The organism is Pseudomonas sp. 2 (assembly GCF_056627435.1).
The window spans coordinates 398,049-422,653 of record NZ_JBWXNG010000004.1; the positions used below are offsets into that span (position 1 = coordinate 398,049).

Annotated in this window: 21 protein-coding genes; 20 read left to right on the plus strand and 1 reads right to left on the minus strand. The window is 62.0% G+C overall.

Going from position 1 to position 24,605, the window contains the following annotated elements; translation table 11 throughout:
• Positions 1–93 precede the first annotated feature (93 nt).
• The 17 genes from AC1MEK_RS09605 (at position 94) to cysC (ending at position 20,579) form a co-directional block, all read left to right on the plus strand.
• On the plus strand, positions 94–582 hold the full coding sequence (locus tag AC1MEK_RS09605) for an Hcp family type VI secretion system effector (RefSeq protein ID WP_480396014.1): 489 nt from the start codon (positions 94–96) through the stop codon (positions 580–582).
• A gap of 70 nt (positions 583–652) precedes the next feature.
• Positions 653–1,099, plus strand: a complete 447-nt coding sequence (locus tag AC1MEK_RS09610) for a type VI secretion system amidase effector protein Tae4 (RefSeq protein ID WP_480396015.1) — start codon at positions 653–655, stop codon at positions 1,097–1,099.
• Positions 1,099–1,536, plus strand: a complete 438-nt coding sequence (locus AC1MEK_RS09615; protein WP_480396016.1) for a hypothetical protein — start codon at positions 1,099–1,101, stop codon at positions 1,534–1,536. Before AC1MEK_RS09610 ends, AC1MEK_RS09615 begins: the two co-directional genes overlap by 1 nt.
• The gene (tssE, locus tag AC1MEK_RS09620) at positions 1,533–2,045 is read left to right on the plus strand and encodes a type VI secretion system baseplate subunit TssE (RefSeq protein WP_480396017.1); all 513 of its coding nucleotides are present in this window, start codon (positions 1,533–1,535) and stop codon (positions 2,043–2,045) included. Before AC1MEK_RS09615 ends, tssE begins: the two co-directional genes overlap by 4 nt.
• Complete coding sequence (gene tssF, locus AC1MEK_RS09625; RefSeq protein ID WP_480396018.1) at positions 2,042–3,901, plus strand: type VI secretion system baseplate subunit TssF; 1,860 nt, start codon at positions 2,042–2,044, stop codon at positions 3,899–3,901. The genes tssE and tssF overlap by 4 nt, the downstream gene beginning before the upstream one ends.
• Complete coding sequence (gene tssG, locus AC1MEK_RS09630) at positions 3,865–4,944, plus strand: type VI secretion system baseplate subunit TssG (protein WP_480396019.1); 1,080 nt, start codon at positions 3,865–3,867, stop codon at positions 4,942–4,944. The genes tssF and tssG overlap by 37 nt, the downstream gene beginning before the upstream one ends.
• On the plus strand, positions 4,937–7,624 hold the full coding sequence (gene tssH, locus AC1MEK_RS09635; protein WP_480396020.1) for a type VI secretion system ATPase TssH: 2,688 nt from the start codon (positions 4,937–4,939) through the stop codon (positions 7,622–7,624). The genes tssG and tssH overlap by 8 nt, the downstream gene beginning before the upstream one ends.
• A 119-nt stretch (positions 7,625–7,743) precedes the next feature.
• Positions 7,744–9,687: a type VI secretion system Vgr family protein gene (locus tag AC1MEK_RS09640; RefSeq protein ID WP_480396021.1), complete on the plus strand. Its 1,944-nt coding sequence runs from the start codon at positions 7,744–7,746 to the stop codon at positions 9,685–9,687.
• A gap of 29 nt (positions 9,688–9,716) precedes the next feature.
• Positions 9,717–10,151, plus strand: coding sequence for a DcrB-related protein (locus AC1MEK_RS09645; RefSeq protein ID WP_480396022.1), 435 nt, complete (start codon positions 9,717–9,719; stop codon positions 10,149–10,151).
• A gap of 20 nt (positions 10,152–10,171) precedes the next feature.
• Positions 10,172–14,545: an RHS repeat-associated core domain-containing protein gene (locus AC1MEK_RS09650; RefSeq protein WP_480396023.1), complete on the plus strand. Its 4,374-nt coding sequence runs from the start codon at positions 10,172–10,174 to the stop codon at positions 14,543–14,545.
• 2 nt (positions 14,546–14,547) lie between these two features.
• Entirely contained in the window at positions 14,548–14,946 is a 399-nt protein-coding gene (locus AC1MEK_RS09655) for a hypothetical protein (protein ID WP_480396024.1), read from the plus strand.
• A gap of 79 nt (positions 14,947–15,025) precedes the next feature.
• The gene (locus AC1MEK_RS09660; protein WP_480396025.1) at positions 15,026–15,235 is read left to right on the plus strand and encodes an RHS domain-containing protein; all 210 of its coding nucleotides are present in this window, start codon (positions 15,026–15,028) and stop codon (positions 15,233–15,235) included.
• 8 nt (positions 15,236–15,243) lie between these two features.
• Complete coding sequence (locus AC1MEK_RS09665; protein WP_480396026.1) at positions 15,244–15,531, plus strand: hypothetical protein; 288 nt, start codon at positions 15,244–15,246, stop codon at positions 15,529–15,531.
• A gap of 158 nt (positions 15,532–15,689) precedes the next feature.
• Positions 15,690–17,384 carry a molecular chaperone HscC gene (locus tag AC1MEK_RS09670; protein ID WP_480396027.1) on the plus strand — a complete coding sequence of 565 codons (1,695 nt, stop codon included), beginning with the start codon at positions 15,690–15,692 and terminating at the stop codon, positions 17,382–17,384.
• Between the two features lie 5 nt (positions 17,385–17,389).
• The gene (locus tag AC1MEK_RS09675; RefSeq protein WP_480396028.1) at positions 17,390–18,997 is read left to right on the plus strand and encodes a J domain-containing protein; all 1,608 of its coding nucleotides are present in this window, start codon (positions 17,390–17,392) and stop codon (positions 18,995–18,997) included.
• Positions 18,998–19,246: 249 nt separating this feature from the next.
• Positions 19,247–19,942, plus strand: coding sequence for a sulfotransferase family 2 domain-containing protein (locus AC1MEK_RS09680; RefSeq protein WP_480396029.1), 696 nt, complete (start codon positions 19,247–19,249; stop codon positions 19,940–19,942).
• Positions 19,935–20,579 carry an adenylyl-sulfate kinase gene (gene cysC / locus AC1MEK_RS09685; protein WP_480396030.1) on the plus strand — a complete coding sequence of 215 codons (645 nt, stop codon included), beginning with the start codon at positions 19,935–19,937 and terminating at the stop codon, positions 20,577–20,579. The genes AC1MEK_RS09680 and cysC overlap by 8 nt, the downstream gene beginning before the upstream one ends.
• Positions 20,580–20,582: 3 nt before the next feature.
• Here cysC and AC1MEK_RS09690 read toward each other — a convergent pair whose 3' ends face one another.
• Positions 20,583–22,070: a YdgA family protein gene (locus tag AC1MEK_RS09690; RefSeq protein ID WP_480396031.1), complete on the minus strand. Its 1,488-nt coding sequence runs from the start codon at positions 22,068–22,070 to the stop codon at positions 20,583–20,585.
• Positions 22,071–22,286: 216 nt separating this feature from the next.
• On the opposite strand from AC1MEK_RS09690, the gene AC1MEK_RS09695 reads away from it, so the two are divergent.
• From AC1MEK_RS09695 to AC1MEK_RS09705, 3 genes are all read left to right on the plus strand, one after another.
• On the plus strand, positions 22,287–22,979 hold the full coding sequence (locus tag AC1MEK_RS09695; protein ID WP_480396032.1) for an HAD-IA family hydrolase: 693 nt from the start codon (positions 22,287–22,289) through the stop codon (positions 22,977–22,979).
• Positions 22,980–23,119: 140 nt separating this feature from the next.
• Entirely contained in the window at positions 23,120–23,626 is a 507-nt protein-coding gene (locus AC1MEK_RS09700; RefSeq protein WP_480396033.1) for a sigma-70 family RNA polymerase sigma factor, read from the plus strand.
• Positions 23,626–24,591 (plus strand): FecR domain-containing protein, encoded by a 966-nt coding sequence (locus tag AC1MEK_RS09705; RefSeq protein ID WP_480396034.1) that lies wholly within the window; start codon positions 23,626–23,628, stop codon positions 24,589–24,591. The genes AC1MEK_RS09700 and AC1MEK_RS09705 overlap by 1 nt, the downstream gene beginning before the upstream one ends.
• Positions 24,592–24,605 lie beyond the last annotated feature (14 nt).

Below are 24,605 nucleotides of genomic sequence, written 5' to 3' on the forward strand. Positions count from 1 at the left end.
CTTGCCGGACTGCTACGGGGCAAGCATTGGCCTGACGCAACGGGGCGTCGGCCCTGATCAAGAAGTCGTGGCGAAGGCCACATCGGAGAAAACATGGCAGTTGATATCTTCATCAAGATCGGCGACATCAAGGGCGAGTCGCAGGACAAGACGCACAAGGACGAGATCGACGTCCTGAACTGGAGCTGGGGCATGACCCAGTCCGGCAACATGCACACCGGCAGTGGCGGGGGTGCGGGCAAGGTGGACATCAAAAACCTGAACTTCCGCAAGTACATCGACAAGGCAACGCCGAACCTGATGATGTACTGCTCCAGCGGCAAGCACATCGACAAGGTCAAACTGACCGTGCGCAAAGCCGGCGGCGAGAGCCAGGTCGAGTACCTGGTGATCAATCTGGAGCAAGTCATCGTCACCGCCTACGACACCGGCGGCTCGGGCTCCGAAGACCGCCTGACCGAAAGCGTCACCCTGAACTTCGCGCAAGTCAGCGTCGACTACCAGCCGCAGAAAGCCGACGGCACCAAGGAAGGTGGCGTGATCAAGTACGGCTGGAACATTCGCAACAACACCAAGCTGTGATTGCATCCGTGCGCCTGCCTGATAGGGGCGGGCGCATGGTGGAAATGGATTAATTGCAGGATGCCTGAACGTGCCAAAACCTTCGTTCATCAATCTGTGGAACAGTTATCCACAGTACTCACCCGGCTCCCCCGTCTGCGACGGCCCTTGGGCAAATCAATGCGCCATAAGGGTAAGCATTGCACTTTGCGGCGAGCGCACGCTACCCGTGAACTCTTCCACCTACAGCGAACCACGCTGTTCTCATGGGCACGCCAGAGGTGCCGAGTCGCTGGCGAACTGGTTATGGAAAAAAGCACAAATCGGTCCGCCAAAGATCTACAGCAACAGCGCTGCTGACCGAGCAAAGCTGCTGACGAAAACCGGGATCATCTTCTACAAGGACTTTTATCTGCAGCTCAACGATGCCCCAGGTCAGCCAACGGGTGATCACATCGATCTTTGGGACCGAGGCCAGACCAAAAGCGGCGACTACTTCTACGAGGCCAAAGCTGTTTGGTTCTGGGAGTTGTCGTGATGCGCTTCACTCAACTGATAACACTCATGATTGCAAGTCTGTTCGGCATGGCGGCATGTGCAGAGCAACCGGATGCTGAGGTGCAAGGCCCGACTCAAGCCGTGATTGCTGAGAAGGTGGTGAACCTGAGTAACGACCAGGGTCGCTGCAAATTGGCGGGTTCAGATACTCCGGATGTCATTCTGGATATGCAATGGCCCTGTCAGTTCAGCATAACCAGGCAAAATCAGCCACGTATCGAGATGTTCAACGAGACACCGATACTTATGGTTGAACGCGGTGAGCATTTACCTGCACCGAGCCGGGATTGCCGCACAGATCTGCAGGCAGTGCGATGGTACAAAGGCCGATTGGAGGCAGCGCGTGTTCAGCGCATTGCCATGTGCGGTCCCGGCCAATGGGATCAGAAAATGTTCGTTGCTAGCTTCCGCTGGTGAACAACTTGAGCCCCCGCGAACGCCTGCAACCCTCCCTGCTGGATCGTCTGACCGACGACGAGCCCGGCAATCTGCAGGAAAGCGCAGACCGCCGCGTGCTGTCGCTCAACCAGCTCAAGGCTTCAGTCTTGCGTGACCTGACCTGGCTGCTCAACACCACTTCGTTGCTGGACACCGACGCCACGCTGCACACTCCGGCGGGTACGTCGGTGGTCAATTACGGTTTGCCTGCACTGGCCGGCAACAGCGCGTCGAGCATTGATGTCCGTGTGCTGGAGAATCTGATTCATCAGGCCATCGCCACGTTCGAGCCGCGGATCCTGCGCCATACGCTGCGAGTGCGCGCCCAGACCCTGCCCGAGCAGATGAACCACAACGCCCTGAGCTTCGAGATCGAGGGCGACCTGTGGGCGCAGCCGGTGGCGTTGCCGTTGCTGTTGCGCACCGATATGGATCTGGAATCCGGCCACGTGCAAGTGGTGCCCGCCGAGCAACGGAGGCGTGCATGAACCCGAAGTTGCTCGAGCTGTATAACCAGGAGCTGCAGCACGTGCGCGAGAGTGCGGCGGAGTTCGCCCGGGAGTACCCGAAGATCGCCGGGCGCCTGACGCTGTCCGGCATGGACTGCGCCGACCCGTATGTCGAGCGCTTGCTCGAAGGCTTCGCCTATCTGACCGCTCGCGTGCAGCTCAAGCTCGACGCCGAGTACCCGACCTTCACCCACAACCTGCTGGAGATCGCCTACCCGCACTATCTGGCGCCGACGCCGTCGATGACCGTCGTGCAGATGCAGATCGATCCGGACGAAGGCTCGCTCGGAAACGGCTTCACCCTGCCTCGCAACAGCGTGTTGCGCGCCACCCTGGGCCGGGACTCGCAGACCTCCTGTGAATACCGCAGCGCCCATGAAGTGACGCTGTGGCCGCTCAAGGTCAGCGGCGCGGAGTATTTCGGCAACCCGGCCACAGTGCTCGGTCGCCTGGCCGCCAGCGAACCCAAGGCCAAGGCCGGCTTGCGGCTGACCCTGCGCACCGGCGCCGAGGTACCGTTCAACAGTCTGGAGCTGAAGCATCTGCCGCTGTACCTGAACGGCGCGGATGAGTTGCCGTTTCGGCTCTACGAACAGTTGCTCGGCAACGCCTGTGCGGTATTCGCCCGCCAGCCGGGCAGCGATTGGGTCGAACGCCTGCCCGTCGATGCCTTGCAACCCTGCGGGTTCGATGACCGCGAAGCAGCGATGCCGGTGGTCGCCCAGGCGTTTCAGGGCTATCGGCTGCTGCAGGAATATTTTGCCCTGCCGCAGCGTTATCTGTTCGTCGATTTCATCGGCCTGGAACGCGCCGTACAGCGCTGCAGCGGGCAAGAATTGGAAGTGATCGTGCTGTTCGACCGCTTCGACCAGAGCCTGGAAGGTGGTGTCGGGGCCGCGCAGTTCGTGCCCTTCTGCACCCCGGCGATCAACCTGTTTCCCCGCCGTGTCGACCGGATTCATCTGTCCGATCGCGTCAACGAACACCATGTGATTGCCGACCGCACCCGGCCCATGGATTTCGAAATCCATTCGCTGACCGCCGTCACCGGCCACGGCACCGGGCCGGAGCAAGGGTTTCTGCCGTTCTACGCGGTGCGCGATCCGTCGCGTTACGGCCGGGACAAGGCCTATTACATCGTGCGCCGCGAGCCGCGAGTGTTGTCCAGCGAGCAGCGCCGCAGCGGCACGCGCTCGACTTACGTCGGCAGTGAGACCTTCGTCAGCCTGGTCGACAGCCAGCAGGCGCCGTATCGCCACGACCTGCGTCAACTGGGCGTCAGCGCCCTGTGCACCAACCGCGATCTGCCGCTGTTCATGAATGTGGGTGGCGGCAAGACCGACTTCACCCTGGCCGACAGCGCGCCGGTGGCGTCGATCCGCTGCGTGGCGGGCCCAAGCCGCCCGCGCGCCAGCCATGCCCACGATCAGAAAGCCTGGCGCTTGATCAGCCAGTTATCCCTGAACTATTTGTCCCTGAGCGAACAAGGCCAGGGTGCCGCCGCCCTGCGCGAACTGTTGCGCCTGTACGGCGACAGCACCGACGCCGCGCTGCAATTGCAGATCGAGGGCCTGCGCGAGGCCGGCAGCAAACCCTGCACCCGTCGCCTGCCAATGCCCGGCCCGATCGTCTTCGGGCGCGGGCTGGAAATCACTCTGGAGTTCGACGAAAACGCCTTTCGCGGCACCGGCGTGTTTCTGCTGGGCGCGGTCTTCGAGCGTTTCCTGGCGCGCTACGTTTCCATCAACAGTTTCACCGAGACCGTGATTCGCACTAGCGAGCGCGGCGAGATCATGCGATGGAAAGCCAAGCCCGGCCGACGCCCGACCCTGTGAGCACGCTCACCGACATGCACGCCGCGCCCTGGGAATACGATTTCTTTCAGGCGCTGCGGCGCATCGAGTGTGAATCGCCACATCTGCCGCGCTTCGGCCATTCGCTGCGTCTGACGGACGACCCGTTGCGCCTGGGCCAGCAGCCCGACTGCGCTTTCGCGCCCTCGACACTGGCCGCGCTGACGCCCGCTGATGAAGGCGATCCGGCGCGGCTCGAGCAGTTCTTCTTTGGCCTCGGAGGCCCGAACGGACCGCTGCCGCTGCACCTCACCGAGTACGTGCGCGAGCGCCAGCGCAACAACGCCGACGACACCAGCAAACGCTTTCTCGATGTGTTCCATCATCGCCTGCTGAGCCTGTTTTACCGGGCCTGGGCCGAGGCACGCCCCACCGTCAGCCACGACCGGCCCGATGACGATTACTGGTCCGCGCGGCTGGCGGCGTTCAGCGGGCGCGGCATGCCGAGCCTGATCGATCAGGGGCTGATTCCCGGCACGGCCAAGCTGCATTTCAGCGGACACCTTTCTGCGCAAACCCGCTACCCGGACGGACTGAAAGCCATTCTCGAGGATTACTTTGGCCTGCCGGTGCAGATCGAGGAATTCGTCGGTCAATGGCTGGAGCTGCCGGAGCGTACGCGCGTGTCGGTCAGCGCCAATCGGCTGGGTGTCGATTTTTGCCTGGGCAGCCATGTCTGGGATCGCCAGCACAAATTCCGCATCCGCCTGGGCCCGCTCACACTCGACGAGTACATGGGCATGCTGCCCGACGGCGAGCCCTTCCGGCATCTGCTGGCGTGGGTCGCCGAGTACCTGGGCCATGAGCTGGACTGGGATTTGAACCTGGTTCTGCAACAGTCGCAGATCCCGAAACTGCAACTCAACGGCCAGTTCCGTCTGGGTTTCAACACTTGGCTGGGCCGCCCTTCGGCAGATGCCGACGATCTGCTGCTGACTCGCCATCACGCAGATCGCCCCCCATCGCCAAAAACCCCTCAACACAGCTACTCAGATCAATCAGCAAGGAGCACGGAACATGGGTGAGATCAGCCGCGCGGCACTGTTCGGCAAACTCAACAGCGTCGGCTACAAGGCCATCGAGGCCGCCACCGTGTTCTGCAAACTGCGGGGCAACCCGTATGTGGAGCTGGCTCACTGGTTCCACCAGTTGTTGCAGCTTCAGGATTCAGACCTGCACCGCATCATCCACCAGTTCAACATCGAGCCCGCACGACTGGCCCGCGACCTGACCGATGCGCTGGATCGCCTGCCGCGCGGATCAACGTCGATCACCGACCTGTCGTCCCATGTCGAAGAAGCCGTCGAACGCGGCTGGGTGTATGGCAGCCTGATGTTCGGCGAAAGCCAGGTGCGCACCGGCTACCTGCTGATCGGCATTCTCAAGACCCCAAGCCTGCGCAACGGGTTGATGGCGCTGTCGTCCGAGTTCGACAAGGTGAAGGTCGAAACCCTGACCGATCGCTTCGACGAGTACATCGGTGACTCACCGGAAAACGCCATGGGCGCCAGCGACGGATTCAACGCAGGCGCCACACCCGGCGAAGCCAGCGGCGCCATCGCCCCCAGCGCGATGGGCAAGCAGGAGGCACTCAAGCGCTATACCGTCGACATGACCGAACAGGCCCGCAGCGGCAAGCTGGACCCTATCGTCGGGCGTGACGAGGAGATTCGGCAGATGGTCGACATCCTCATGCGCCGCCGGCAGAACAACCCGATCCTCACAGGGGAAGCCGGCGTCGGCAAAACCGCCGTGGTCGAAGGTTTCGCGCTGCGCATCGTGGCCGGCGACGTACCACCAGCGCTCAAGGATGTCGAACTGCGCAGCCTGGATGTCGGCCTGCTACAGGCCGGCGCCAGCATGAAGGGCGAGTTCGAGCAGCGCCTGCGTCAGGTCATCGAAGACGTTCAGGCCTCGCCCAAGCCGATCATTCTGTTCATCGACGAGGCCCACACGCTGGTCGGTGCCGGTGGGGCAGCGGGAACCGGTGACGCCGCCAACCTGCTCAAGCCAGCGCTGGCCCGCGGCACCCTGCGTACCGTCGCCGCCACCACCTGGGCCGAGTACAAGAAACACATCGAGAAAGACCCGGCCCTGACTCGCCGTTTTCAGGTGGTGCAGGTAGACGAGCCATCGGAAGACAAGGCGCTGCTGATGATGCGCGGCGTGGCCTCGACCATGGAGCAGCATCATCAGGTGCAGATCCTCGACGAAGCGCTGGAGGCCTCGGTCAAGCTTTCCCATCGCTACATTCCGGCGCGCCAGTTACCGGATAAATCCGTGAGCCTGCTGGACACTGCCTGCGCCCGGGTCGCGGTCAGCCTGCACGCTGTGCCTGCCGAAGTGGACGACAGCCGTCGCCGCATCGAAGCGCTGGAAATCGAGTTGCAGATCATTGCGCGCGAGCATGCGATTGGCATCGATAGCGCGTCTCGACGCGCCAACAGCGAAACCTTGCTGGGCACCGAGCGTGAGCGCCTGGCAGCGGTCGAGAGTCGCTGGAGCGAGGAAAAGGCGTTGGTGGACGAACTGCTCGCCACACGCGCCGAACTGCGTGAAATCGCGGGCGTTGTCGATCGGGACGCAGACAACGAACAGAGCCATGGCTTGCGTGAAAGGCTGGTCGAACTGCAATCGCGCCTCAGCGCCCTGCAGGGCGAAAACCCGCTGATCCTGCCGACCGTGGACTATCAGGCGGTAGCGTCAGTGGTTGCCGACTGGACCGGGATTCCGGTTGGCCGCATGGCCCGCAATGAGCTGGAAACCGTGCTCAACCTCGGTCAGCACCTGAAAAAACGCATCATCGGCCAGGACCATGCGCTGGAAATGATCGCCAGGCGCATTCAGACCTCCCGCGCCGGGCTGGACAACCCGAGCAAGCCCATCGGCGTGTTCATGCTGGCGGGCACCTCGGGCGTGGGCAAGACCGAAACCGCGCTGGCGCTGGCCGAAGCCATGTACGGCGGCGAGCAGAACGTCATCACCATCAACATGAGCGAGTTCCAGGAAGCGCATACCGTCTCCACGCTCAAGGGCGCGCCACCCGGCTATATCGGCTATGGCGAGGGCGGGGTGCTGACCGAGGCGGTGCGGCGCAAGCCCTACAGCGTGGTGCTGCTCGATGAAGTGGAGAAAGCCCACCCGGACGTGCACGAAATCTTTTTCCAGGTGTTCGACAAAGGCGTGATGGAAGACGGCGAAGGCCGGGTGATCGACTTCAAGAACACGCTGATCCTGCTGACCACCAACGCAGGCACCGAGCTGATCTCGCACCTGTGCAAGGACGCGCAGAACGTGCCCGATCCCGAAGACATCGCCAAGGCCCTGCGTCAGCCGCTGCTGGAGATTTTCCCGCCCGCGCTGCTCGGGCGCCTGGTCACCATCCCCTACTACCCGCTCAGCGACACCATGCTCAAAGCGATCGCCCGCCTGCAAATGAACCGGATCAAAAAGCGCGTGGAAGGCACGCACAAGGTGGCGTTCGACTACGACGACGGCGTGATCGACCTGATCGTCTCACGCTGTAACGAAACCGAAAGCGGCGGACGGATGATCGACACTATCCTCACTAACACCCTGCTGCCGGACATGAGCCGCGAGTTCCTGACCCGCATGCTCGACGGCAAGCCGATGGCCAATGTGAGCATTCGCGAGCGGGGTAATCAGTTCGATTACACATTCAGCGATACACCAACGACTCCGTAGCAGCACGGCTTGCCGGCGGGACGTTCTGTCTGTCGGCGATGCATTGCCTGACACAACGCAACCGCCGGCAAGCCGTGCTGCTACGGGTCGGAAACACGAACAACTCAACGGATCAGCCCATGCAATTCATGCAACTCACCCGCCTGGCCCAGGTCAGCAGCCCCCTTGGGCCGGACATCCTGCTGCTCAAACAGATGGGTGGCCATGATGAGCTGGGGCGACCGTTTCAGTACACGCTGGAGCTGACCTCCAGCGACGACGCCATCGACCTGAATCAACTGCTGGGCAAGCCTATGAGCGTAACCCTGCAACTGAGTGGCGGTGGCAGCCGGTATTTTCACGGGCTGGTCGCCACCTGCAGCCAGGGCGTGGACGTCGGCCAGTTCGCCAGCTACCAAGTCGAACTGCGTCCCTGGCTGTGGCTGCTGACGCGCACCTCGGACTGCCGGATCTTCCAGCACCTGAGCGTGCCGCAGATCATCAAGCAGGTGTTTCGCGACCTGGGCTTTTCCGATTTCGAAGACACCCTGAGCCGCCCCTATCGCGAGTGGGAATATTGCGTTCAGTACCGCGAAACCAGCTTTGATTTCGTCAGTCGGCTGATGGAACAGGAAGGCATCTACTACTTCTTTCGCCACGAAAAGGACCGCCACGTCCTGGTGCTCGCCGACGCTTATGGCGCGCACCAGCCCGCGCCGGGCTACGAGACCGTGCCCTTCTACCCGCCGGACGGCCAGCATCGTGAGCGCGATCACATCAGCGACTGGCGCGTGGTGCAGCAGGTCCAGCCCGGCTCCCTGGAGCTCAACGACTACGATTTCCAGCGGCCCAGCGCGCGCATCGACGTCCGCTCGGCCATGCCCCGCCCTCATGCTGCGGGCGATTATCCGCTGTTCGATTACCCCGGCACCTACGTGCAGAGCGAGGATGGCGAACATTACGCGCGCACCCGCATCGAAGCGATTCAGGGCCTGCACGAGCGCATCGACCTCAAGAGCAACGCCCGTGGCCTGGGCGCAGGCCACCTGTTCAGCCTGAGCGGATTCAGCCGTCAGGATCAGAACCGCGAGTATCTGGTCGTCCGCACGCAATACCAGATCACTCAGGAACACCTGGAAACCGGCATCAGCTCATCGGGCCTGCAGTTCTCAAGCACGCTGATATGCATCGACGCTCAACAGAGCTTTCGCGCACAACCGACAACGCGCCGCCCCATCGTTCGCGGCCCGCAGACCGCCGTGGTCGTCGGCCCCGAGAACGAAGAAATCTTCACCAACCAGTACGGCCAGGTGAAAGTGCATTTCCACTGGGACCGCCACGACCAATCCAACGAAAACAGCTCCTGCTGGATTCGTGTGTCGCAGGCCTGGGCCGGCAAGAACTGGGGCTCGATGCAGATTCCGCGCATCGGCCAGGAAGTCATCGTCAGCTTCCTCGAAGGCGACCCCGACCGCCCGATCATCACCGGCCGCGTCTACAACGCCGAACAGGCCGTGCCCTACGACCTGCCCGCCAACGCCACGCAAAGCGGCATGAAAAGCCGTTCGAGCAAAGGCGGCACGCCGGCCAACTTCAACGAAATCCGCATGGAAGACAAGAAAGGTGCCGAGCAACTGTACATCCATGCCGAGCGCAATCAGGACATCGTGGTGGAGGTGGATGAAAGCCACTCGGTGGGGCATGACCGGAGCAAGAGCGTTGGTAATGATGAGACGGTGACAGTGGGTCAGGATCGCCTGCGCGCGGTGAAGCGCAACGACGTGCTCCTGGTCGGCGCGAGCAAGACCGACAGCATCAGCAGCAGCTATCTGATCGAGGTGGGCAGCAACCTGCGTCTGGTCTGCGGCAAAAGCGTCCTGGAGCTCAATGCCAGCGGCCAGATCAATCTCACCGGCGTGCAGTTCAACTTCAACACCGAGGGCAGCGCCGAGATCAACACCGGCGGCAAGCTGCACCTGAACATTGGCGGCGCCCCCGGCGCCACGCCGGATGGCCAGGGCGACAAGGGCAGCATCGATGCGTCCGTCAACGCCATGTTCCCTGAGCCCAAGGCGGCTCAGTAACGCCCCCTATTTGCAGAGAAACGTTCGACATGACTTACCGCATCAACGAATTTCAGTTCGCCCTGCCCGACGACAGCCTGCAGGACACATCGATCAACATCCTGACATTTCCCGCGCTGGGCACCACGTTGATCGTCAGCCGCAGCTTTCTGGCCGATGACGAAACCTTGCACAGCAACTTCGACGCGCAGCTCAAGCGTCTGGAGCAGCAGGTGCAGGATCTGCGCTACCAGCCGCCGCAAGCGATCCGGGTGGGCGCCGATCAGGAACTCGACGCGCTGGAACTGCGCAGCCAGTTTCGCAAGGGCAGCGACATGGTTTACCAGTTTCAGCTGGCGCTGGTGCCGGCCGGCACTCGCAAGGTCCTGGCGCTCAGCTACGTCAAGCCGCAACCGCTGGGCGATGCCGAGGCCGCGCACTGGGCGCGGCTCAAGCAGTCGCTGAATTTCGATGCCACCCCATGATTTCCGGCAAGAGCCTCTGAATGTCTGACGCACTTTGGGCCGCCCGGGTCGGCGATGCGCTGGCGCATACCTCAATGATGGCCGACATCCTTGGCGGTGTGCTGGAGGTCGCGGCCAACGTGGCCATCGGCGCTCTGGCGACCGCCGCTGTTGTGGCTGCAACGGGCATCACCGTCGCGACCGGCGGCATCGGCGCCTGCGTGCTTGGCGCCGTGGTCGGGCTGGTGGTCGGCGTAGTGATGAGCAAGACCGGCGCCGACAAGGGCCTGAGCCGGATTTGCGAGGACATTGGCAACGGCCTGTTCCCTCCCACGGTACAGGCCACCATCAGCACCGGTTCGACCGACACCTTCATCAACGGCCTGCCCGCCGCGCGCGCCGCAGGCAGCGTCCCGTCGATGCTGGCGCCGTCAGGCTCGCCAGAAGCGGCGCCGGAGCCCGATGATCAACCCGCGCCAGAAGCCAGCTATCTGGACATGGCCAAGGGCTTTTTCTCGCAGATGTGGCGGCCAACTGTCGCCATGCCGGGGCCGGGAGTCGTGCCCAAACCTCTGGATCTTGTGCTCTGCACCCGCCATCCGCCGATGCCGCCGCAGTTGCTGGCCGAAGGCTCGGACAAGGTCACGATCAACGGGCAACCCGCGATTCGCAGTGGCGACCGCAGCACCTGTGATGCCACCGTCGTGTCCTCCGGGCTGATTTCGCCGAACGTGCGCATTGGCGGCGGCAAAGTGGTGGTTCGGGAAATTCGCAGCGGAAAGACTCCGGGCGTAGGGCTCGCGATCACTGCCCTGATGATGCTCAAGGGCAGCAAAGGCAAGTTTCTGAGCAACCTGCCATGCATGCTGCTCAGCGGCGTGAACTCATTCGTGGTCAGCTCTGCGATGGGCGCGCTCACCCAGGCCATCGCCGGCTCGCCCAACCCGGTGCATGCCGCAACAGGCGCCAAGGTATTAGGCGACGTCGAAGACCTGGATTTCGTGCTGCCGGCAATGCTGCCCATCGAGTGGCAACGCTTCTACAACAGCCGGGACGAACGACGCTCCAGCCTGTTCGGCGCCGGCTGGAGTGTGCCGTATGAGGTCTGCGTGCAGATCGAGGCGCACCCTGACGGTGGCGAACGCCTCATCTATATCGATGAACAGGCGCGCCGCATCGATATGGGCGCTGTTCCTCTGGGCGGCGCAGTATTCAGCCCGGGCGAGGGTCTTGCCGTACGTCGCCATGGCAATGGTCAGCTGTTGATCGAGAGCGAAGACGGGCTTTACCGGCTGTTCGAGCCCACATCGAATGAACCGGGTTTTCTGCACCTGACGCAACTGGGCGACCGCAACGACAACCGCATTTATCTGGACTACGACGCTCAAGGGCGTCTGGTGCAACTGCGCGATACTTATGACGTGCTCTGCGTGAATCTCGGGTATTCAGCGCGCTGGCCCGGCCGTGTGGAGCGAATCGAGCGCTCATTCAGCGATGGAGTTCGCGAAACACTGGCCAGCTATGCCTTTGACGCCTCGGGAAATCTGGCCGAGGTACGCGACGCCGCAGGCAACGTTCAGCGCCGCTTCACCTATGACGAGCACCAGCGAATGGCCGAGCATCAACTGCCGACCGGCCTGCGCTGCTTCTATGAGTGGGCGCTGATCGACGAACGCGAATGGCGCGTCGTGCATCACTGGACCGACGAGGGCGACGAATACCATTTCAGCTACGATCTGGACGCGGGCATCACGCAGATCGTAGACGGGCTCAACCGGCGCAGCACCCGGCGCTGGAACAGCCAGCATCAGATCACCGAATACACCGACGCTCTGGATCGGACCTGGCGCTTTGTCTGGAACGACGAACGCCAGTTGCTCAGCGCCGTCGATCCCCAGGGCGGTAAGTGGCAGTACTGCTACGACGACGCCGGCAATCTGAGCTCGACCGAAGACCCGTTGGGGCGCATCGACTCGACCCTGTGGCTGGAGCACTGGTCGCTGCCGAAAGTACAGACCGATGCTGTCGGCAACCACTGGCAGTACCGCTACGACGCTCGCGGCAATTGCACCCACGAAACCGATCCGCTGGGACACATCACCCGCTATCACTTCGACGAGCGCGGGCGAGTCATCGAAATCATCGACGCCTCGGGCAAAACCAACCGTTTGCGCTGGAACGAATCAGGGCAGTTGACCGATCACCTCGACTGCTCCGGCTATCGCACCGAATTCAACTACAACCGGCGCGGGCTGCTGGAAAGCGTTGTCGACACCCTCGCCGAAACGACGTCCTACCAATACGACGCCCAAGGCCGGCTGGTACAGCGCCAGTGGCCCGATGGCCGCACAGAGCGTTATCAACGCGACCCGAGCGGACTGCTGACGGGCTACATCAATGGCGCGGGTGAAATCTCGCGCTATCACTACAACCGGCGCGGCCAGGTTCGCCAGCGGATCGACCCGCACAACCGCCCAGTGCAGTTTCGCTACGACGCCTACGGCCGGCTGGATGCACTGACCAACGAGAACGGTGAAAGCTATCGGTTTGCCTGGGATGCCGAAGATCGGCTCTCGGCGCAGCAGGATCTGGATGGCAGCCAGCGCCGCTACCGCTATGACGCGCTGGGTAACCCTGCGCATGTCGACCAGTTGGCAGCGCCCGATGGCAGCGAAGGCTCGCGCGCGTCGATCGCCCATTCACTGGAACGCGACGCGGCAGGCAGGCTCGTCGCCAAGGTCACCGATGATGGCCGCACTGCCTACGAATACGACCTGCTCGACAACCTGATCGACGTGAGCTTTACCGATGCGGACGGCGAAAAAAACAGTGTCGCTTTCAGCTACGACGCGCTGGGCCAGTTGCTCAGCGAAACGACCGCTTCCGGCACCGTCCAGCACCGCTACGACGAAATCGGCAACCTGATCCAGACCCAAACGCCCGACGGCCGCTGGATCAATCGCCTGCTGTACGGCAGCGGCCATCTGCACCAGATCAACCTCGACGGCCAGGTGATCAGCGACTTCGAACGTGACCGGCTGCATCGGGAGGTTCTGCGCACCCAAGGGCAGATGAACACGCGCAGCGAGTACGACCGCATCGGCCGCCTGAACATGCGCACGCGCAGGCTCAACAGCCAGCCCAGGCCGCTACCCGCCGAAAACATCCGGACATTCGAATACGACCCGGTCGACAACCTGACCGCCAGGGTGGACAGCAGCCGCCAGGGCACACTGCGGACGCTGCTCGGCTACGACTCCAGTGGCCGGATCATGTCGGCTCAGGACAACCGCGTCGGGCAACTGGAAACCTTCGCCTATGACGCCGCCGCCAACCTCGTGGACGGCAGTCAATCGGACGCCAGCCGCGTGCCCCACAACAGGCTCCGGGCCTTTAAGGACAAGCGCTACCGCTACGACGGCTTCGGCCGCCTGGTCGAGAAAACCAGCATCCGCCGCGGCACCCAACGCTTCGCCTACGACGCCGAAAGCCGCCTGATCGAAGTGCGCAACCCCAACGGCCATGTCGTACGCATGAGCTATGACCCGCTGGGTCGACGCATCGCCAAGCGCGAACTGCATCCGAACGGATACCCGATCAGCGAAACCCGATTCACCTGGGACGGCCTGCGCCTGCTGCAGGAAGAACAGAACGGTCTGCCGACTCTCTATCTCTACGCCGACAGCAGCCATGAACCGCTGGCGCGCGTGGACGGACGAGGCGCGCACCAGCACATCCGCTACTACCACAACGCCCTCAACGGCCTGCCCGAACAACTCACCGAAGCCGACGGCCAGATTGTCTGGCAGGCGCGTTATCAGGTCTGGGGCAACACCGTCGAAGAAACCCGCGAAGCGCACTTCGTGGAAAACCAGAACCTGCGCTTCCAGGGCCAATACCTTGATCGCGAGACCGGACTGCACTACAACACCTTCAGGTTCTACGACCCGGATGTGGGGCGGTTTACCACGCCGGATCCGATAGGGTTGGCCGGTGGGCTGAATCTGTATCAGTACGCGCCGAATCCGGTTGGGTGGATTGACCCGCTGGGATGGAAGCCGTGTTTCCGCGACGCGAAAGCTCAAGCCCACGCGGAATCAATCATCAAGCGGCATGGCGGTGTGGCCGCCGGTGAGAATAGATACAAGATGCCAAACCGACGCGCTGCGCGGCAGGCGGCTTCTGAGATAGCTGGGAATTTGGGCTCTGACCCAGTTACAACAAGAAAGCCAGATTTCCGGGGAGGCCCACGGAGTTGGCAAACTTCCAAAGGAAGAATTGGGATGAGGACGCAGGATAAGACGTCTGGCTGGAGGGACGACGAATTAGGGCATCCTGAATTCGGCGCTGGACCGCACGTCAATGCGTGGAACAACGGAAAAGGAATTTTCGACAACTTGCACCTGGACTATTGAAGATGAATAAAATTTTGCTCCTTTCTGATTCCGATGATCAGAACGCTCGAGATGTAGGCGTACCGTCGCATTGGTATACCGTCATTCACGACGACGTCGTAGACGAAGTGCTCGCCAAGAAAAACCCGTGGAACCAAGATGAGTCCGAGTATGAAAAACGGTGCTACCTAATGGATGACTGCGTTATATCAATGCGTCCTGCAAGGTATGAAGACCGCATCGGCAGGCAGCAGGATTACAATAAAGGGATGTACTTTATCGAAATAGCGAATCAGGAAGGTTCCCAAACTTATACTTCAAGAAAAGCCTATTCATGGGAGTCGGCACTGCAACTGGCTGATCACTTTAGAGATTTGTCCTTTACCGCAGCATTGCGAGTATGGAGCGTTAAAAAGCTCTGATCCATGAAGACGACTGCAAATAGCGGATCAAGAAACAGAAAATCGCCAGGATGAAAGCAGCCATGAAACCCTGGCGTGGGTGGGTGGCCGAGGCGCAACCCAGAAAATCCGCAACTACCACAACGCCCTCAACGGCCTGCCCGATCAACTCACCGAACCCGACGGCATGACCGTCTGGCAAGCGCGTTATCAGGACTGGAGCGAAACAATCGAGAAAAAGCGCGTTGTCATGGTGTGCCCAAATATCCAGAAGGCTACGAGCAGCTCATGGCTCGACATCACGAATTAGAGGGCAGCATGGAAAATCTCACCAAAGCGCTTGATGCGGGCAAAAGGCGCGGCTACGACGAAGTGCGTGAGGTCGCGTCGGTTAAATACCTGTATCAGTACGCACTAAAAAAAGAGACGGGAACCTATGAGACTTACTTCCTGAAGATCGAAGAGGCAAAGTTCGACGTGTTTGAAGATTACGCCGAGGAAGAAACACACACATTCCAGACTCTGGAAGACGCATTGGAGTATCTGGTATCCAACGGCGCGGATATCAGCAAACTGAGTGCAATCAAAGGGACATTACCCTTCTGAAAATCTATCCATTCCTGTTTCTCAAAGCTGTAGACGAGACAGGACATGTGCCGAAACCTTCAAGCCTCACCCATCACTGCCGATAACCCCTAATCACCACCCCGTCTTTTTCGTCTACTTGATACAGACACAGCAGTCCCGCAAGGAGCACGTTCGGCATGATCGTCGGTATAGATCTTGGTACCACCAACAGCCTGGTCGCCGTATGGCGCGAGGGCGCCACGCAACTGGTCGGCAATGCGCTGGGGGCGTTGTTGACGCCCAGCGTGGTCGGGCTGGATGACGAGGGGCATGTGCTGGTGGGCGCTGCGGCGCGCGAGCGTTTGCAGACGCATCCGGCGCTGACCACGGCGCTGTTCAAGCGGCACATGGGCAGTGCTCATGAGGTGAAGCTGGGGTCGCGCAGTTATCGGCCGGAGGAGTTGTCGGCGCTGGTGCTCAAGAGCCTGAAGGCCGATGTGGAGCGCGCGTTTGGCGAGCCGGTGACCGAGGCGGTGATCAGTGTGCCGGCGTATTTCAGCGATGCGCAGCGCAAGGCCACGCGTGTGGCGGGCGAACTGGCGGGGCTGAAGGTCGACAAGCTGATCAACGAGCCGACCGCTGCGGCGCTGGCCTACGGGCTGCACCAGAAGGAAGGCGAGACGTCGTTTCTGGTGTTCGACCTGGGCGGCGGCACGTTCGACGTGTCGATCCTGGAGCTGTTCGAAGGCGTGATGGAAGTGCGCGCCAGCGCCGGGGACAACTTTCTCGGCGGCGAGGATTTCGATCAGGTGCTGATGGAGCACTTCGTTGCACTGCACAAGGGCGAGTCGGCGTTTCCCACCATTCACTCGGTCAAGCAGGCGCTGCGGCGCGAGGCCGAGCGTGTGCGCAAGGCGCTGGGGCAGGAGGCGAGCGTGGATTTCGTGCTGCGCCACGCCGGCCAGGAATGGCGCCAGAGCATCACTCAGGAGCAGTTGCTCAAGCTCTACACGCCGCTGCTCGACCGCCTGCGTGCGCCAATCGAACGAGCGCTGCGTGACGCGCGCATCCGCGTCGCCGATCTGGATGAAATCCTGCTGGTCGGCGGCACCACGCGCATGCCGCTGATCCGCAAGCTAACCGCGAGCCTGTTCGGGCGCTTTCCTTCGATCACGCTCAACCCCGATGAGGTCGTGGCCCAGGGCGCGGCGATTCAGGCGGCGCTCAAGGCGCGGGATTCGGCGCTGGAAGAAGTGGTGCTGACCGATGTCTGCCCGTACACGCTGGGTATCGAAGTGTCGCGCACGATGGGCAAGGTTCAGGAAGCCGGTCATTACCTGCCGATCATCGAGCGCAACAGCGTGGTGCCGGTGAGCCGGGTGAAAACGGTCAACACCTTGCAGGACAACCAGCGCCATGTGGTGGTGAATATTTTCCAGGGCGAAAGCCGGCTGGTGAAAGACAACATCGCGCTGGGCGAGCTGGAAGTCGAGGTGCCGCCGCACAAGGCCGGCGAGGTCGAAATCGACGTGCGTTTCACCTACGACAGCAACGGCATTCTGGAGGCTGACGTGCGCATCCCGATGACCGGCGAGGCGCACACGCTGGTGATTGAGAACAACCCGGGCGTGCTCTCGGCCGCCGAGATCCAGGAGCGCCTCAAGGCGCTGGAGTCGCTGAAGATCCACCCTCGCGAGCAGCAAGTGAACACCCATATGGTGGCGCGCCTGGAGCGGCTGTATCAGGTATACCTGGGCGATGCCCGCGAGCTGATCGGCCTGTGGGCCAGCCAGTTCCAGCAGGTGCTGGAGACCCAGGATGAGCGCCAGATCGGCGAGGTGCGCAAGCGTCTGGCCGAGCAGGTCGACCGGTTCGAGCGCGGGGAGTGGTGAGCCAGATGGATCATTGGAGTGTGCTTGAACTGGACCACGATGCTGACGAGCGCAGCATCAAGCGCCAGTACGCCCGGCTGTTGAAAGTGAACCGCCCGGACGACGACCCCGAGGCCTTTCAGCGCCTGCGCGAAGCCTATGAACACGCCCTGAACTGGGCGCGGATGCGTCAGGACGATGACGAGGACGATGGCTTCGAATTCCAGTCATCCACGCTCAGCCACGAGCCTGAAATCGTCCCCGAGCAGATCAGTGACCAGCAGCCGTCGCTGGTCGACTGGGGCCCGACTTCGGCGGAACTGGCCGCCAAGCTCGGGATGGAGCTGGCGGCCCACACTACAGACACCAATCTGCAGCAACAGTATCAGCAGGCCCAGGAGCAGGACTGCGCGGCGCCCTATCAACAGGCCCTGCTCAATCGCTGCCTGCACAACCCCGCGGCCAATATCGCACTTCTGCTGGCGGGCGTGGCGCATCTGCACTGGCTCACGCCCTGGCAAACCGCGCGCATCAACCTCGATCAGGAAGTCAGGCTGACCGAGGCCTTGCTGGACGACCACAGCGAAGGCTTCGAAGTGCTGCTCGCGCGGGGTGACGAGCGTCGTCTGTTTGGCGATATCGAAACCCTGAGCCGCCAACCCTGGCTCAACGCTCTGGAACGTCGCCAGCAGTTTTACCGCTGGATGCTGGTGTTCCTGCACAACTCGCAAGGCTGGTCGGCCGCGCTGTTCGACCGGATCTGCACGCTGCTCGGCTGGGACATCAACAGCCACACGCCGCCGCAGCCCGAGTTCATCTGGCATGGCCTGATCGAGCGCTGCGAGAAACAGGAATACCTCAAGCAGTTGCAGCGCAGTCTGATCCGCGGCTCGACCCGCACCGACGAACAGGCTGCGGTGCTGGTGCTCGACCCGCCCGCCAGCAACGCCGAGCGCGTGCACCTGGTGCGCCATGGCAATGCGGATTTGTGGGAAGCCTGCGAGATCCTGTGCAGCAAGCTGACCCATCGTTTCCCGGACCTGCTGGAGCATTTCCCCAATGCCGATCTGAATGGCTGGCGCGAACTGCACAGGCGCCCGATCCACGTGCGGCGCTGGCTGTGGATCGGCTGGATGCTGATGGCGCTGACCTGCATGCTGCCGCAACACATGCTGTCGCGCCCCACTACATTCGCCGACGTCGCGACGCTGCTCGGGGTGTATCCGGTGCTGATGATGGTGGTGTGCATGTGGGTGATGACGATCTGGACGCCGATCGCCAATGCCCTGCAAGGTCAGGACGAATGGCTGAGCACGAAGCTGTTGCCTGACTGGCTGAGCTGGCCCGGTTCGCAGGCGCTGGTGATACGCCACGGCGTTCCCCTGCTGCTCGCGGGCGTGATCGGGGCTCAGGTCGGCCCATGGGCGCTCGGCTGCTTCACGGTGCTGATGCTGTTGTGGATATTCGCATCGCCCGGACGCTTCCCGAAGGGGTATGAAGCGTTGTCTGAAAAGATCCGCAACCGGTTGCCCAACGTCAAACGCGGGCCGATGATCTTCATCGCAGTGGCGCTGGTGTATGTCGCGTACAAGGCCATGACCTATCCGCAGTTTCAGGCGTACTTCGTCCGCTGATCGGTGACAGCGCCCGGGTCATTGCCCGGGCGCTGCTTCACAAAGCAGATACTTGCCAACTGCACTGAAAACAGTCAGTTACAGCACACGCACCAACTAACCCGCTTGATATGTATCAACAACTCTACAAATATCTACATTATTCACTTCAACTTCCCGCCTGCGTAAAGTATTTGCAAAGTTCGCCCCACCCTTTATAACTGCCTGTAATCTGAACGTCGCTACATACCTCGTTACAGGTCATCCCCCATGAATCACTTACTCTGGAAGTTGTTTCCAAAGAGCCATCGCGAGTTTCTGCTGGAGCGGCTTTCTGTCGTCGATCGTCAGGTAGTCAACAAGACCTTGTCGCGCAAGGCCCGGTTTCCCGAGGCTTTCGACCATTTCGAATGCATCTTCATCCACGTCCCCAAGTGCGCGGGCAGCAGTGTGGCGATGTCGATCTTTGGCGATACACCCACCGGCCACTTGCCGCTGTACTGGTATGAGAAACAGTTCAAAGACCGCTATGAGCAATACTTCAAGTTTGGCTTTGTACGCGATCCATTACATCGAGCACTGTCGGCTTATCGTTACTTATTACAGAATCCGCAGGCCCGGGATAGAGCGGCTTACGAACTGGTCAGCCGTTATTCGCGCTTCGACACTTTCGTGGATGGCTGGCTGCACCCAGAAAATGTATCCAGACAAATACATTTCGCCCCGCAATATCATTTTCTGCAGAACGGCATGGGCCAGATTGCCGTTGATTTCATCGGCCGCCAGGAACATCTGGAATCAGATTTCGCCACCCTGTGCGAACACCTGGGCATCAGCACTCAGCTGCGCCACCTCAACCGCTCACCCGGCCCCCGCTACCAGACTGCAAACCTGTGCTCGGATGCCTCGCGCAAGCGCATCCGCGAGGTCTATGCCCGAGATTACGAGTTGTTTTCCTATGACTGAGCCACGTCCGACCATCATCGCCGCGCCCCTGGCTGTCGATCAGCAGGAGCGAGAAGCGCTCAAGCTGCAGCGCGCCTGCTGCATCTGGTTCACGGGGCTGTCCGGCGCCGGCAAGACCACGCTGGGCAACCGGCTGGACCAGACCCTGGTCGCCCACGGCCTGCACAGTTACCTGCTCGATGGCGACCGCCTGCGTCGCGGCCTGTGTCAGGACTTGGGGATGTGCGAGAACAGCCGGCGCGAAAACGTCAGGCGCATCGGCGAGGTGGCGAAGTTGATGGTGGACGCCGGCCTGATCGTCATCGTTTCGGCCATCTCGCCGTACCGGGAGGACCGCGATGCCTGTCGCCAGCGTTTCGCCGAAGGGCAGTTCATCGAGGTGCACGTCAACACGCCGCTGAGCGAGTGCATGCGCCGCGACGCGAAGGGTTTGTACAAGGCCGTGCGCGAGGGTCGCATCCGCAACTTCACCGGCATCGACAGCCCCTACGAGCCGCCGATCGAGCCGGAGTACGTGGTCGATACCAGCGCGGGGGACGGCGAACCGTTCATCGATCAGCTGCTTGCACAACTGCTCGAAACCCGGCCGCCCAGTGCCTACCGCGCCTTCACCGGCTCACGCACGTCAGTCAGATAAGCCTCACTGCCCGCCGTTGAGCATCACCACTTTGCCCATCATCGCCGCGGCGAACTGTTGAGCGCTCATTTTCACGCCGTTGAAGTCCACGACGTCGTTGGCGTAATGCAGCGTGGAGACGATGTTGTCGCCTTCGACCTTGCCCACTTGCAGCATCACCGCCATGCCGCCAACGGACTCGGCGGTGCCCTGGGCGTGCTGCGCGATGGCGGCAGGATCGGTCTGCCCGGCCGCCTTGGCCTGCAGCGCCGCCAGGTCCTGAATCATCGGCTTGGACAGCACCAGTTTGGCGTCGAGCTGGGTCAGCAGTTGTTTGAGCAACTGGGCGCCGGGCTGGTCGAGGGACGTCGGGTTGGCCAGGTCCATCGACAAGGTGAGGCGGCTCTCGCCGTTGGCGGTCTTGAGCGAGAGTTTTTCCAGCTCGATATGCGGTTTGGCCGCCAGCAATTTGCCGACTTCAGCCTGCACCAGCGCCTGATCCGCTGCGCTCAGATGCGGCGTGTACGACTCGCCCATTGCAGCGGCGGCCTGGGCCTGAGGCTGGACCTTCTCCTGATAGATCTGCAGCAGCGCCTTGGTCGAGGCGATGTCGAAGTTGGCGAACTTCCAGAGCATCTGCGACGAGCCGATGTCCTTGCCATCGACGCTGATGTTGCCGATGTCATAGCTGACCTGGGCATTGAGGTTGCCTTCGACTTCCTGCAGCAGGCTGGTGTTGACGAAGTTCTTGAACTCGATGGGCGGCCGACCGGCCGCCTCGAACACCGCCGAGCTGACCTTCGCGTCGCTGTGCCCCAGGTAGAAACCCGACTTGCCTTTGGTGCCGCCGGTGTTGAAGGTCAGGTCGCGCAGGCTCAACTTGACCGGCCCTTCTTCGGACGTCGCGGTCACGTCCAGGTTGCCCAATACGCCATTGGCTTCGAGCTTCTCGCCATTGGCGCTGCCGCTGGCATTGAGGGTGAAGCCCGAGAAGCTGAACGAGCCTTCCTGGTTGCTGAATTGGAACGGCAGCAGCTCCATGCGGCCCTGGCTGGCGCGGTCATAACCCATGCTGAAATGGCCGGTCAGCGGCGACTGGCCGCCGGTCATGGCGAACCATTTCTCGGCGTAGGCGTTCTTTTCCAGCTGCGTGTTGCTGGCCGCCATCACCGGCACCCACTGCAGGGATTTCACCCGGCTCCACGGGAAGGGGCCGTGCTCGATGTTGTCCACGAACAGCAGCTCCACCGGCTGGCCGTCGTTGAGCTTGGGCGTCTGGAAGGTGAGTTTGTAGTGCGCGGTGCTGGTGAAGAAGTGCCGGTCCAGCGAAACCAGCTGGACGTTGGCGCTGCCCTGATGGCCGACCAATGCAGCCTGAATCTGTTGGTTGCCCTGTGCAACGGCATCACCGAGCACGCCTTCCAGGCGAGTGCCGGTGTACCAGGCGCCCGCAGTGATCACAGCGCCTGCAACCACAACGACGCCTACGGCAAATTTGGCTGATGTATTCATGTGTCGACTCGAAGATGTCCGTTCTTGAAAAGAGGTCGTGTCTTCCCTGACCCCGTAGGGCTGCGGCGCTCCGATACCCGCGCCGGGCAGCACCTGCGCTGCCGAGAACGGGCCGAGGGTAGCATCTGGCGAGGGCATTTTGCAGTCGTTGCGCCTAGCCAGCGCCTGCGCAGCGGCGTTAGGCTGGGCCTCAATCTGCGATAAGGGATCGATGTGATGAGCGACACGCGCAAGCCAAAGGGGCCGATCAAGGCGGTGATCTTCGACATGGATGGCCTGCTGCTGGACACCGAGGGCATCTACACCGACGTGACCAACACCATCGCCAACTGGCACGGCAAGACCTTCGACTGGGCGATCAAGCAGCACTCCATCGGCCGTGGCTCGCGGGATTTTGCCGAGTACGTGATCGGCGCGCTCCAGTTGCCGATGTCTGCCGACGAGTTCCTCACCGTGCGCCAGCCCATGCTCGACGAGCGTTTCCCTCACGCCCAGCCCATGCACGGCGCCGAGGCGCTGGTGCGGCATCTGGCCGAGCACAACATTCCGATTGCCGTGGGCACCAGCTCTTCGCTGCACTACTTCGGCGTGAAAACCAGCAAGCATCGCGCGTGGTTCGAGCTGTTCGAACATGTGGTGACTGCGGATCACCAAGACGTGACGGCGGCCAAGCCGGCGCCCGATATCTTTCTCGTTGCTGCGCGCAAGCTGGGCGTCGATCCGAAGGACTGCCTGGTATTCGAAGACTCGCCGTTCGGTGTGACAGCCGCCAAGGCCGCCGGCATGTACGCCGTGGCGGTGCCGGATTCGCACATGCCTGTGGAGCAATATGCCCACGCCGATCTGATGCTGGGGTCGTTGAGCGAATTTCCACTGGAAGACTGGGGGTTGCCGGGATATCGCGCCTGACATCAATGCTACGGGGGGCATTCACCACTCGTCATGTCCCCTGTGCAATGAAATTGCCAGCAATCTCGTCTCGACTATAGAATGCGATCAATTCTTAATTACATCCGGCACGGAAGCCCGGAATGTTTCCAGTGGTCTCTATGTCGTCTGTCGATCGATCGCTCAACCTGCACGTCCAGAACCTGTATTGCGAACACCACGGCTGGTTGCACCGCTGGCTGCACCGCAAGCTGGGCAATACCTGTGATGCCGCGGATCTGGCCCATGACACCTTCGTCCGTCTGCTGACCCGGCAGAACACGGCCAGCCTGGGCGCCGAGCCGCGTGCCCTGCTGACGCACATTGCCAAGGGCCTGGTGATCGACCGCTGGCGCCGGCAGGACGTCGAGCGCGCCTATCTGGAAACCATCGCGCATCTGCCAGAGCCCGAGGTGCCGTCGCCGGAAACCCGCTGGCTGATTCTCGAAGCGCTGTATCGCATCGACGCCATGCTCCGGGAAATGCCGGACAAAGTGCGCCAGGCGTTTCTGCTGTCGCAGATCGACGGCATGACCTACCAGCAGATCGCCGAGCAGCTTGGCGTGTCGTTGATCACGGTCAAACGCTACATGCGCGACGCCTTTATCGCCTGCCTGAGCGTGGCCTGATGAACCACCACATCGACCCGCAGATCCTCGGCGAAGCCGCCGACTGGCTGGTGCAATTGCACTCAGGCACCGCCACCGACGAGGATCACCGCGCGATCCAGCTATGGCGCGGTCGCAGCGCGCAACACGCCCAGGCCTGGCAGCGCGCGGAAGCAATCATCGGCGATTTCCGTTCCGTGCCAGGCTCGATTGCCAGCGACACAATCAAGCGCATCGGCCGCAGCAACACGCTCAGCCGCCGCCAGGCGATGAACCGCATCGGCCTGTTTCTGCTCGCGGGGCCCGCTATCTGGCTCGCGCAGTGGCAATTGCCGTGGGAGGAATGGATGGCCGATCAGCACACGGCCATTGGCGAGCAACGCAACCTGACGTTGCCCGACGGCACGCGCATGCTGATCAACACAGGCAGTTCCCTGAACATCGCGTTCAACACCCATGAGCGGCGCATCCGGCTGCTCGATGGTGAGGTGCTGATCACCACGGCCAAGGACCCTTCGCCGGCCAATCGCCCGTTCATCGTGCAGACCCGCCACGGCACAGCCCGCGCGCTGGGTACGCGATTCAGCGTGCGGGTCGGGGACAACATCAGCCGCCTGGCCGTGCTGGAAGGCGCGGTGGAAATGCGCCCCTCCCACGCCAGCCAGGCGGTCATCGTCAACGCCGGCGAACAGAGCGGATTCGGCTCGCGCGGTACCGAAGCGGTACTGCCGCTGGATCAGGCCAGCATGACCTGGGAAAACGGCATGATGGTGGCGAAAAACATGCGCCTGGCCGACCTGCTGGCCGAGCTTGGGCGCTATCGACAGGGCGTGTTGCGCTGCCATGAATCGGTGGCCGACCTGACCGTCTCCGGCGCGTTTTCCCTGCGTGACACCGACGCCAGTCTGCGCCTTCTGCAGAACACCCTGCCGATCAGCGTCAGCAGCCTGACCCGGTATTGGGTGGCGGTGGAGCCCAGGGCTTGAGGTCGATCCGGCGC